Source organism: Pseudomonas sp. TE24901 (assembly GCF_054058375.1).
Map to the genome: position 1 here is coordinate 37,435 of NZ_JBSSAF010000014.1, position 11,615 is coordinate 49,049.

The window sequence follows — 11,615 nt, forward strand, 5'->3', positions numbered from 1 at the left end:
CAGGATAAAAACAGTTTCATCATTAAACCTAAATCAGCGTACGGAGCTCATCATGGATATTCGTGGAAAAGTGGTATTGGTCACCGGCGCCAATCGTGGCCTGGGCAAAGCCTTCGTGACGGCCCTGCTGCAAGCGGGTGCCGCCAAGGTGTATGCCGGTGCACGGGATGTGGCCAGCGTGAATATTCCCGGCAGCACCCCCATCGCCCTCGACATCACCGACGAAGCCAGCGTGCAGCGCGCCGCCGAGCAATGCAGTGACGTCAGCGTACTGATCAACAATGCCGGTGCTCTCAATCGCGGCGCCCTGTTGGATGCCGACAGCGTCGACAACCTGCAGCACCATTTTGATGTGAACACCCTCGGCACCCTGCGCGTAACCCGTGCCTTTGCGCCGGTCCTGGCCAAACACGGCGGCGGCGCGTTGATCAACATCATCTCGGTATTGAGTTGGCTGAGCAGCCCGGGCGCCGGGGCCTACAGCGCTTCAAAATCGGCCCAGTGGGGCCTCACCAACGGCCTGCGCAGCGAATTGCGCGAGCAGCAAACACTGGTGATCGGCGTGCACCCCGCCTACATCGACACCGACATGACCGCCGGTATCGAAGCGCCGAAGAGCACACCCCAAGAAGTGGTTGCACTGACCCTGCAAGGGCTCAGCGAAGGCCGCGAAGAAGTGGTGATCAGTGACATGGGCCACGCGGTGAAGGCCTCGCTGTCCACCGAACGTCCGATCTACCTCACCCGCTGATCAACGAAAAATGCGCGCCCACCCCGGCGCGCACGCCCTCACCCACTGCCAAGGCCACAGAGCCTCCCGCGAGGGCGACATCGCCACAGGCAAACACGCCGTCCACCGAGGTCTGGCGTGTTTCGTTGGTCTGCAGATACGGCCCTGTGGGGCCATCGACCTGCTCGCATCCCAACTGGGCCGCCAGTGGGCTGATGCGGGTACGCGACAGGGTGAAGATGCCGTCGAGCTTGAAGACGCGCCCATCGACCAACTCAAGATCCGCACGCTCACCGCTGATGCGCTTTACCCCAGCACTTTCCACCCTGACGCCCCGCCGTGCCAGTTGCGCCTGCTGTTCGGCATCCGGCGCGAACACGCCGTTGGTGAACAAGGTGGTGCTGCCCCAATCCGGCAACATCAACGCGTGGTGCATCGCCAGGGGTGAAGTGGCCAGGACGCCGATTCGGCCCTGGTCCAGCTCATAGCCGTGGCAGTAAGGGCAATGAAACACCCGCGTGCCCCAGCGTTCCTGCAAGCCGTCGATCGGCGGCAAGTCATCGACCACACCACTGGCCAGGATCAGGCGCTTGGCGCTGAACGTGCCGTTGCATTGGGTACGCAGGCTGAAACCCTCAGGCTGACGCAGCGCTTCAAGCGCGGTGTCCTGTACCCACGTCACCGTCGGGTACTCCATCAATTGGCTGCGCCCTTCGGCCGCGATGACCGCGGGTGACTCGCCATCCTGACCGAGAAAACCGTGGGAAGTGGCCGCGAACCGGTTGCGCCGAAGCCCCGCATCAACCACCAGCACCTGGCGCCGCGCCCGCGCCAGTTGCAGGCCTGCGGACAAGCCGGCATAGCTGCCGCCTACGATAATGACGTCGTACATCATGGCTCTGCTCTCGCTGTGCATGCGCCCTGGTTGTCCGGGCACTTTCACGACACACCATAAGTTACGTAAAAATACGCCGTCAAGAGTCTCGCAACTTTTTAGGTTACGAACGATACTTTGCGTCGAATCGACCTGAGGTTTTTTGATGAGAAACGACACCCGGCTGTCCCGCATGCTCCACGTGCTGATCCACATGGGCCGCCACGAAGCGCGCGCCACGTCGGACACCATCGCGCAAATGCTGGGCACCAACCCGGTGGTGGTGCGACGCACGCTCGGGTTGCTCAAGGAAAAAGGCTATGTGCGCTCGGAAAAAGGCCACCAGGGCGGCTGGACCCTGGGCAAGCCCTTGAGTGAAATCACCTTGCTGGAGATCCACAACGCGCTGGGCACGCCGTCGATCTTTGCCATCGGCCTGTCCACCGACCACCCGCAATGCCTGGTGGAGCAAGCGGTGAACGCGGCACTGACGGACGCGTTCGAACAGGCCCAGGCCCTACTGCTCAAGCGCCTGGGCGATGTCACCCTGGCGCAGTTGGCCGACGATTTTGACGAGCGCTACCGCGTGGCCATGCTGCCTTAGCGCTGTGAAGGGATGCGGATATCGCCGTCACGGCATTGGCTTTTGACACTGCGCGGGCAGCCGGCGAAAGCCAGGTCCTTGGTCAGGCACACGCGCACTTCCGACAGCACCTTGCCTTTGCAGATCACTGCCAGCCCATGGTTGCCCATGCGCGGGTTGCTCTGGCGAAACAGCGCCTCGATCTCGCTGGCCTGCAACGACGGCGGCGTGTTGAACGGCTGCAACTGCTGCGGAATCACAACCGCACCCAGTGCCGCATCGGTTTTTTCCAGGTACGCCAGCGGCTCCAGCCCGCTGCAGGTGCCGTGCTTGGACCATTCGTGCCTGAGCAGCGAACGGGTCGGAAACAGCGTCGCACCCTTGTCGATCTCTTCGCGGCTCAGTTGCGATTGCGGCGCGCACGAGGCCGGCCACCCGCCCCGTGCGTATTGCGGCCACAAGCCGTGTAAGACAAACCCGTAGCCCTTGCCAGAACACTGCTCGTTGTCCGGGTGCGTCAGGCAAAACGTCGGCGACCATGACAACGACAACACATAAAAATCAAACACCCCAGGCGTGCCTTGCTCTCGTGGCGCGGCTATCGCACCCGTGGCAATCGCCAGCCACATCAACATCCAGTACTTCATCGGTCTATTCCTTGAGAAAGTCATTCACCCATCAACCCTAGCCCGACTATTCGGGTTGATGGGGGTTACGCAGTAGCACCCGGTCCAGAATCTTGTCGGTTTTCAACGCTTCGATCGCCAGCGACGGGTGTTCAGCCTCACCCCGGATATGCGCATTCATGCCCAGTACGTGATGCCATTGGATATGCATATGGCACGGCACCTCCAGCACCTCGTTGGACTCGCCCTCAAGCCGCAGCGGCTGGTCGTCGAACACGGAAAACCGAATACGCCCGCGGCTGCCGATCATTTCCACAAGGTCTTCGCGCCGGTCCGCCACAAAGTTCCAGCAGCCCATGCCGAGTGCGCCCGAGGCAAAGCGCCAGCTGGCGGTGACGGCGTCCTCGGCGGCATAGCGGCCCTCCTGACGCGCGGTAAAGCCGGACACGTCGACAATATCCCCGGCCAGGTACTGGAACAGGTCAAAGCCATGGCTGGCGAGGTCGGCAAAGTAACCGCCACCGGCGATGGCCGGGTCGGTGCGCCAGTTGGCGGCGCTGGCATCCTCGACGGCGGCGGGCTTGCACAGGGTCCACGTCAGGTGACGCAATTCGCCGATGCGTCCCTCGTGCAACCAGTCGCGCACTTGCTGGAAGCGTGGCAGCGAGCGGCGGTAATACGACACAAACAGATGCAGCCCGGCCTTCTCGAAGGTGCGCTGCATCAGGGCGCTCTGCTCGGCATTCAATGACATGGGCTTTTCGACACAGCAATGCTTGCCGGCTGCCGCCACCCTCAGGCTGTACTCCAGGTGACTGTCAGGGGGCGTGGCGATGTACACCGCGTCCACCTCGGGGTCGTCGATCAGGGCCTGGGCGTCGGTGTAGAAACGGGCAATGCCATGGCGCGCCGCGTAATCGCGCACGGCGTCCTCGCGGCGCCCCATCACGGCCACGAGCGCCGAACCTGGCGCTTTGTAGAAAGCGGGTCCACTCTTCAACTCAGTGACACTGCCGCAACCGATCATGCCCCAACGTACGGTGTTCATCTGTTCTCCTCGTCCGTTTTCATCAATCCGGCAGTATCCACATCCCCGCCGACACGCGCCATAACCACTGAGCATGACAATTGCATTACACTTTTATGACATTCATCCCGTGCAGGGGCAGACACGATGAAAATCAGGGCAACGGTCATTTGCGAACACGAGGGGCACATCCTCTTCGTGCGCAAGGCCAGATCGAAATGGGCGTTGCCGGGCGGCAAGGTCGAACGCCATGAGCGCGCGGTCGGCGCGGCTGAACGCGAGCTGCAGGAAGAAACCGGATTGAACGTGGACGGCCTGTTGTATTTGCAGGAATTGAAAGCCCGCGACACCGTCCACCACGTGTTCGAAGCGTCAGTGGTAAACATCACCGATGCAAAACCTTGCAACGAAATAGTCGATTGCCAGTGGCATCCCTATGGCGCCATGGATGAACTGGACACCACCGACGCCACCCGCCACATCGTCAAAGCCTTCCTACGTCGCCTGTAACTCAGCACTCTGGCCGCTGGCCAGCAACCCCCGCTTCACACTGCCATTTGCGATCTGCCGTTCGACAAAGGATTTGACGAACGCGGCAGCGGCTGCATGCGCCACCGGTACGGCCATGGCCTGGCGAATGGTCATGAAGTCATCTTCCAAAAGGCGCCGTTGCGCACTGACCTGGGTACGCAGGAAATCCCGCACGCCCGCCGCCGCATCCAGTTCCTGCTCGACAAACCAGTCCACCGCCGCCGCCGAAGTGGGCGCACGCACCAGTTCCGCATGCTTGAGCGTACGGCTCAAATACAGGTCATAGGCGGCGCCCTGGCCGACGGCGATGCGCCGGCCCGGTGCGTCCAGTTGGGCGACGTGAGTGAGGGACGAATCCATGGCCACCAGGCACGTGCCCTTGATCTCCACGTAAGGCGCGCTGAAGGCAATCTCCTGCTCGCGCACCGGCTCGATCGCCAGGAATGCCACACGCCAGGCATCCTCGGCCAAGGCGGCGAAGACCTTGCCCGCCGCCTCGAAGGTGATCAATTGCAGTTCGACGCCCAATACCTCGGCCAACGCCTTGGCCAGTTCCACCGAAACCCCTTGGGGTTCGCCACCTGCACCGCGTTGCGCCAGTACCGGGTTGCCGAAGTTGATCGCGGCGCGCAGCACGCCCTCAGGGGCCAGTTGTTGCATGACACGTGGGTCAACCATCGAGTGCTCCTTGGCGGGTTCGTTGCACGGTCTTGCGAATCACGAATGGCAAGACCCCACCGTGCTCAAGGTACCCAAGCTCCTGCTGCGAGTCGAGGCGCAAGGCCAATGCACAGTGGGACACACTGCCGTCAGCGCGATCGATCAGCAGGGTGATCGGGTTCTCACCCACCTGGAGGGTCTCCAGCCCCAGGAACGTCAACCGCTCACTGCCGTCGAGCTGCAAGTCCTGCACCGAAGCGCCCTCGGCAAACACCAGCGGCAACACGCCCATGCCAATCAGGTTGCTGCGGTGAATACGCTCGATACTGCGCGCCACCACGGCCTTGACCCCCAGCAAGCTCAACACCTTGGCCGCCCAATCGCGGCTGGAACCGGCGCCGTAGTTGACCCCGGCAAACAACACCGTCGGCGTGCCCGCGTAGCTGTGCGCTGCCAGGTACAGCGGCAGGTATTCACTGTGATCGGCATTCCAGGCCCACACGCCCTGGCGCGGTGCTTGGGTGCGGTCCAGCAGGTTGTTCAGGCACGGGTTGGTGAAGGCACCGCGCACCATCACTTCATGGTTGCTGCGCCGAGTCGAATACTGGTTGAAGTCCGCCTCGGCCTCGCCACGCTCACGCAGCCAGGCACCGGCCAGGCTGTGGGCCGGGATGGTGCCGGCCGGCGAGATATGGTCGGTGGTTACGTTATCGCCAAGCACCACCAACGCCCGCGCATTGCTCAGGGCCAGGCGGTTGACCGGTCGGGGTTGCACACCCACCAGATACTGCGGGCGACGCAGGTAGGTGGAATCGGGGTTCCAGGCAAATTGCACGCTGCCATCGGCCTCCAGCGCCTGCCAATGGTGGGTGCCGCGCCAGAGCAAGTCCTGGCGCTGCCGGAACACCTGCGGGCGCACCACCCGCGCCACCAGCGCGGCCACGTCGGCATCGCTGGGCATCAGGTCATGCAGGTACACCGGCAGGCCCCGGTCATCCAGCGCCAATGGCTGGGAGGACAGGTCGATGTCGATGCTGCCCGCAATCGCATAGGCCACGCACAGTGCCGGCGAGGCCAGGTATCCGGCGGGCACCCGGGGGTTGACCCGGCCTTCGAAATTGCGATTGCCCGACAGCACCACCACGCCCTTGAGCCCCTGCCCGGCAAACGCCTCGACATGCGCCTCCAGGCTGCCGGAGTTGCCGATGCACGTCATGCAACCGAACCCCGCCAAGTCAAACCCCAGGGCGGAGAAGTCCTCCAACAAGCCGGCCTCGCCGAGGTAGTCCGCCACCACCTGCGACCCCGGCGACAGCGATGTCTTGACCCACGGCCTGCGCCCCACGCCACGCTCACGGGCGTTGCGCGCCAACAGCCCGGCCTGGATCATCTGCGCCGGGTTGGCGGTGTTGGTGCAACTGGTAATGGCCGACATCACCACCGCGCCATGGGTCAGCGGCGCCTCAAACGACGGCTCGAAGAACTGCTGCCCTGGCTCACCCTGCACATGCCGGTGGAAGGACGCGCCGGCGCCCGCCAGCGACTGGCGCTGATGCGGCTGATGGGGTCCGGCGACACTGGGCTCGACCTGCGCCAGGTCCAGTTCGATCAACTCATCGAACTGCGGCTCCGGTTCACCCGCCTGCCGCCACAAGGATTGCGCCGCCATATAGGCCGAGACCTTGGCCAGCAGCGGCGCCGGTCGGGCGCTCAATTCCAAGTAGGCCAGCGTCTCGTCATCGAACGGGAAAAACACCACGGTCGCGCCATACTCCGGCGCCATGTTCGCCACCGTACCGCGTGCCGCCCACGTCAGGTTCGACAGGCCCGGCCCGCTGAATTCGACAAACTTGCCCACCATGCTGCGCTGGCGCAGCAGTTCGGTGACGGTCAGCGCCAGGTCGGTGGCGGTCACGCCTGGGCGCAGGGCATTGCTGACGCGAATCCCCACCACCTGGGGAAACGGGATCGGCACCGGCTCACCGAGCATGGCCGCCTGCCCTTCCAGGCCACCCACACCCCAGCCCAGCACGCCGATGGCGTTGATCATCGGCGTATGGCTGTCGGTGGCGACCATGCAGTCGGGGTGCAGCAGCACACCGCCGTCGGCGGTGGGGCTTTCCCACACCACCTGGGCGATGGACTCCATGTTCATCTGATGGATGATCCCGGTGCCCGGCGGGATCACCTTGAAGTTGTCCAGGCTGGCCTGGGCCCACTTGATAAACCGGTAGCGCTCGCTGTTGCGGCGAAAGTCGATGTCCAGGTTGGCGTCCACCGCACCGGCTTCGGCGTAGTGCTCGACGATCACCGAATGGTCAATGGTCAGCACCGCCGGAATCGACGGGTTCACTGCCGTCGGGTCGCCGCCCAGTTCCGCCACCACGTCACGCATCCCGGCAAAATCCGCCAGGGCTGGCAGGCACGTGGTGTCATGGAACATCAGGCGATTGGGCTGGAACGGCACCTCGCAGTCCGGCCCCACCCCTGTCGCCCGCGCCAGCACCTGTGGCAAGGATGCCGGCGCACAACGCGCGATGTTCTCCAGCAGGATGCGCAGGGAGTACGGCAGCCGGTGCAACTGCGCCGGGGTCAACAGCTGATGCAGGTCGATGTAGGCGTAGCGCTGCTGGTCGATGGTCAGGTGGTTGAGAAAGTCGCTCATAGCGCTGCAAACACCCGCTCGATACGGGCCAGGCCCCAGTCCAGTTCCTCACGGGTGATGGACAGTGGCGGCGCGATACGCAGCACGTTTTCGTGGGTTTCCTTGGTCAGCAGGCCTTCGGCGAGCAACGCTTCGCAGATCGGCCGCGCATCGCGGTCCAGCTCCACGCCCACCCACAAACCGCGCCCGCGAATCTCACGGATCGCCGGGGCGTTCATCGCCTCCAGGCGCTCCACCAGGTACTGGCCCAGCGTCGCGCTCTTATCGATCAAGCCTTCCTCTTCCAGCACATTCAAGGCTTCCAGGCCAACGGCGGCGGCCAGCGGGTTGCCGCCAAACGTGGAGCCGTGGCTGCCGGCATCGAACAGGTCCATCACCGAGTGGTCCGCCACAAACGCCGACACCGGCATGATCCCACCGCCCAGGGCCTTGCCAAGGATCAGCGCATCCGGGCGAATGCCCTCGTGCTGGAAGGCAAACCACTTGCCGGTACGGCCCAGGCCCGACTGAATTTCATCGAGGATCAGCAAGGTGTTGGTCTCGTCGCACAACTGTCGCAGCGCACGCAGGAAGCCGGCGGGTGGCACCCGGATACCGGCTTCGCCCTGGATCGGCTCGATCAGTACTGCGCAGGTGTCGGCGGTGATCGCTTGGCGAAAACTGTCGATATCGCCAAAGCGCGCTTCGGTGAAGCCGTTGCAGAACGGGCCGAAATCGGCCTTGTAATCCGGCTCGGAAGAGAAGCCGACAATCGTGGACGTACGGCCATGGAAGTTGTTGTCGGCCACCACGATTTTGGCCTGGTTTGCGGCAATGCCCTTGACCCGGTAGCCCCAGCGGCGCGCGGCCTTGATCGCGGTTTCCACCGCCTCGGCGCCGCTGTTCATCGGCAGCACCGAGTCAAACCCGGTAATGCGGCACAGGGCCTGGAGGAAGTTGCCCAACGGCTCACTGTAGAACGCCCGTGACACCACGCTGATCTTGTCGATCTGCGCCACGGCGGCGGCGCGGATACGCGGGTGCACATGGCCGTGGCTGACAGCCGAATAGGCCGACATCATGTCCAGGTAGCGCTTGCCGTCATCGCCAATGGCCCACACGCCCTCGCCCTTGACGATGACCACCGGCAGTGGCGAATAGTTATGGGCGCAGAAACGGTTTTCGAGGGTGATTGCCGGGTTGGAGTGCATGGGGGGTGTCCTGCAAGAAGAAGGTTTATCAAACAATGAAGATCAACTGTGGGAGCTGGCTTGCCTGCGATAACGGTCTGTCTGATGTACCGCTATCGCAGGCAAGCCAGCTCCCACAGTGAATTGCATTTCATGGCCGCAAGATCACGCGCTGAGCAGCTTGCCGCTGCGAATCGGCGTGGCACCGGAGACCCGGCCCAGCGGGTCGCCCGGTTTCACGAAGCGCACATCACGGCGCATGTACAGCACTCCGGTGGTCTGGCTGTTGACCGTCACGGTCTGGCCGCTGTGGGGCTCGACGATGTCGAACAACGCCTGCCCCGCCTCAATGCGGCTGCCGACCGCGGCGCGGTGCACCAGCACGCCCGCGCTTGGCGCGTAGAACTGCTCGCTGCCCGCCAGTGGCGTGGCCGGGTTGCGTAGGGCCGGCAAGGGGCGCGGCGTGCCTTCGATGGCGCCCAGGTGGGTCAGGTAATCAATAATGGCGGCGGCGTCATGCTCCGCCAGCTCATAGGAGACGTCGCGCTGGCCACGGTGCTCCACCGTCACCGCAATGCTGCTGTCGGGGATCGGGAAACGCTCGCCCAATTGTTCGCGCAAGTTCACCCACAACAGGTATAGCGCTTCATCGAAAGAATTGGCCTGGGAGTCGGTGGCCAGCAACGTAGCTTCGGCGCCGATGTAACGGGCCAGGGGTTCGATGGTCGGCCACACCGACTCACCGGTGTAGAGGTGCATCGCCGCTTCGCGGGAGCAATGCAGGTCCAGCACGATGTCGGCGTCATGGGCCAGCAGCATCAGGGTCTGTTGCAGCGACTGGTATTCGTCCATCGGTTGGGCGGCGCGCAGGCATTCGCCCCAGGCAGTGCGGATCAGCTCGCGGTTGGCGTGGATATCCTGGCCCAACTGGTGTTCGACCTTGCCGACAATCGCCTGGTACGGCACCGGGAAACCCCGGTTGTAATTGCGCCCGCTGCCCAGTTCAAAACGTCCGCTCGGGGCGCCCATGATGTACTGGCCCAGACCCGCCGGGTTGGCCACTGCCACCAGCACAACGTGCGCATTCAGGCGCCCGGCACTTTCCAGCGCCACCAAGTGCCGACGCAGCTGCGCGGCCACCAGCATCGCCGGGGTTTCATCGGCGTGCAGCGCCGCCTGAATATAGATTTTTCGACCTGCACCCGCCGCGCCGTAATGCTCACTTTCCACGTACCTGTGGGTGCCCGGTGTCGCTTGCAGCAAGGGGTGTTGATTAAGTTTCATAAACCGGAAATCTCGATATTCGAGTGATGGATCTTGAGAAAAATACTAACGAGACCGGGTGATCGCCCGTAAGGGCGGCTACAGCTATCTCGATCTGATAATCCGATCAGTGTGGGAGCAGACTTTCTGGGGGCGCTTCGCACCCCAGCGCAAGCAAGCTTGCTCGCCACAGCAAGCCCGCTCCCACAGGGGTCGACTACCAGAGCGCCAGGGTGTAGCCCAACAGCACACGGTTCTCGTTGACGTCGTTGTAGAAGTTGCCCTTGGCCAGGGCGTTGCGCCAACGCATCGACACGCCTTTGAACGGACCGTTCTGCACCACGTAGCTGATGTCCAGGTCACGTTCCCATTCACGGCCTTCGCCGTTGAAACCGACCACCTCGGCCGAATCACCCTTGGCGTACTTGATGCCCATCAGCAGGCCTGGCAGGCCCAGGTCGGCAAAGTTGTAGTCGTAGCGCGCGTGCCAGGCCTGTTCCTTGGTCTGGGTGAAGTTGGTGAACTGGTACTCGGTGAACAGGTACGTGATCGAACCGTCCAGGTAGGTAAACGGCGTGGTGCCGTACTGGCGCTGGAAACCGCCGCCGATGCTGTGGCCGCCGTATTGGTAGGTCAGGCGCGTACTCAGTGCGCGGTTGTCGACATTCCCCGCCAGGCCCGCGCCGTCCTTGTCCGCCTTGAAGTAGCGCACGTCGGTTTTCAGGGTGCCGGGGCCCAGGCCGAAGTTGTTTTTGAAGCCGCCATATTGCTGGTGGTAGATGCTGTCCAGCGCCGCGTAGTGGTAGCTGAGCAAGGTGTTGGGTGTGAGCGAATAATCGCCACCGGCGAAGCGGAACTGATCGCTCAGGGCCGTGCTTTTGTAGACTTTGCTGACGGTGGTCAGCTTCATGTCTTCGTAGTTGGTGGAGTCGCGGTCCTTGGCCTGGTCCAGCTGGCCAAGGCTGAGCTTGAGGTTGCTGATGTCGTTGGACACCAGCTGCGTACCGCTGAACGACTGCGGGAACAACCGGCTGGTGTTGGGTTGCAGGGTCGGAAGGTCCGGCACCAGGTAGCCCACACGCAGCTCGCTCTTGGCGAAGCGCGCCTTGGCGGTCACGCCCAGCTTGGAATAACTGTCGGAGGCGCGCTTGTCGCTGTCACGTTGCAACAGGCCGGTGCCGGACAGCCCTGGGCTGGAGTCGAGCTTCAGGCCCAGCATGCCGATTGCATCCAGGCCGAAACCCACGGTGCCGTCGGTAAACCCGGACTTGATACCGAGTAGAAAGCCTTGGGCCCACTCCGCACGCATCGACTGGGAAGCGGCTTCCCGGTAGTCACGGTTGAAGTAATAGTTCTTCAATTCCAGCGTACCGCTGCTGTCCTTGACGAAGTCCGCATGGGCGGCGAACGGGATCATCCCGCTGCTCACGACGCCTACGCCGGTGATGAATTGAGTCAGGGATTTTTTCATTTTTTTAGCTCCTGGC

11 protein-coding genes are annotated in these 11,615 nt (G+C 63.2%); 3 read left to right on the top strand and 8 right to left on the bottom strand.

Annotated elements, in window-relative coordinates:
• Nucleotides 1–52: 52 nt before the first annotated feature.
• Nucleotides 53–751, top strand: coding sequence for an SDR family oxidoreductase (locus ACVWVP_RS24620; protein ID WP_178923723.1), 699 nt, complete (start codon nucleotides 53–55; stop codon nucleotides 749–751).
• Here ACVWVP_RS24620 and ACVWVP_RS24625 read toward each other — a convergent pair.
• Nucleotides 741–1,625 (bottom strand): NAD(P)/FAD-dependent oxidoreductase, encoded by an 885-nt coding sequence (locus ACVWVP_RS24625; RefSeq protein WP_259175617.1) that lies wholly within the window; start codon nucleotides 1,623–1,625, stop codon nucleotides 741–743. The genes ACVWVP_RS24620 and ACVWVP_RS24625 overlap by 11 nt on opposite strands.
• Before the next feature lie 145 nt (nucleotides 1,626–1,770).
• Here ACVWVP_RS24625 and ACVWVP_RS24630 point away from each other — a divergent pair, with 145 nt between their 5' ends.
• Complete coding sequence (locus ACVWVP_RS24630) at nucleotides 1,771–2,208, top strand: Rrf2 family transcriptional regulator (protein WP_259175616.1); 438 nt, start codon at nucleotides 1,771–1,773, stop codon at nucleotides 2,206–2,208.
• Here the strand turns inward: ACVWVP_RS24630 and ACVWVP_RS24635 are convergent.
• Together ACVWVP_RS24635 and ACVWVP_RS24640 are read right to left on the bottom strand one after the other, a co-directional pair.
• Nucleotides 2,205–2,834 carry a ribonuclease T2 family protein gene (locus ACVWVP_RS24635; protein ID WP_457408522.1) on the bottom strand — a complete coding sequence of 210 codons (630 nt, stop codon included), beginning with the start codon at nucleotides 2,832–2,834 and terminating at the stop codon, nucleotides 2,205–2,207. The two genes, ACVWVP_RS24630 and ACVWVP_RS24635, sit on opposite strands and share 4 nt — an antisense overlap.
• Nucleotides 2,835–2,880: 46 nt before the next feature.
• On the bottom strand, nucleotides 2,881–3,861 hold the full coding sequence (locus ACVWVP_RS24640; RefSeq protein WP_178923727.1) for a Gfo/Idh/MocA family protein: 981 nt from the start codon (nucleotides 3,859–3,861) through the stop codon (nucleotides 2,881–2,883).
• Between the two features lie 126 nt (nucleotides 3,862–3,987).
• Here ACVWVP_RS24640 and ACVWVP_RS24645 point away from each other — a divergent pair, with 126 nt between their 5' ends.
• Nucleotides 3,988–4,350 (top strand): NUDIX hydrolase, encoded by a 363-nt coding sequence (locus tag ACVWVP_RS24645; protein ID WP_178923728.1) that lies wholly within the window; start codon nucleotides 3,988–3,990, stop codon nucleotides 4,348–4,350.
• On the opposite strand, the gene ACVWVP_RS24650 is transcribed toward ACVWVP_RS24645, so the two are convergent.
• The 5 genes from ACVWVP_RS24650 to ACVWVP_RS24670 form a co-directional block, all read right to left on the bottom strand.
• Nucleotides 4,336–5,049 carry a transporter substrate-binding domain-containing protein gene (locus tag ACVWVP_RS24650; RefSeq protein ID WP_457408525.1) on the bottom strand — a complete coding sequence of 238 codons (714 nt, stop codon included), beginning with the start codon at nucleotides 5,047–5,049 and terminating at the stop codon, nucleotides 4,336–4,338. The genes ACVWVP_RS24645 and ACVWVP_RS24650 overlap by 15 nt on opposite strands.
• Entirely contained in the window at nucleotides 5,042–7,696 is a 2,655-nt protein-coding gene (gene acnA, locus ACVWVP_RS24655) for an aconitate hydratase AcnA (protein ID WP_457408527.1), read from the bottom strand. The genes ACVWVP_RS24650 and acnA overlap by 8 nt, the downstream gene beginning before the upstream one ends.
• Nucleotides 7,693–8,886, bottom strand: a complete 1,194-nt coding sequence (gene rocD, locus ACVWVP_RS24660) for an ornithine--oxo-acid transaminase (protein ID WP_457408530.1) — start codon at nucleotides 8,884–8,886, stop codon at nucleotides 7,693–7,695. The genes acnA and rocD overlap by 4 nt, the downstream gene beginning before the upstream one ends.
• Nucleotides 8,887–9,030: 144 nt before the next feature.
• Nucleotides 9,031–10,149, bottom strand: a complete 1,119-nt coding sequence (locus ACVWVP_RS24665; protein WP_457408532.1) for a succinylglutamate desuccinylase/aspartoacylase family protein — start codon at nucleotides 10,147–10,149, stop codon at nucleotides 9,031–9,033.
• 196 nt (nucleotides 10,150–10,345) lie between these two features.
• Nucleotides 10,346–11,599: an OprD family porin gene (locus ACVWVP_RS24670; protein WP_178923739.1), complete on the bottom strand. Its 1,254-nt coding sequence runs from the start codon at nucleotides 11,597–11,599 to the stop codon at nucleotides 10,346–10,348.
• Nucleotides 11,600–11,615: the final 16 nt, after the last annotated feature.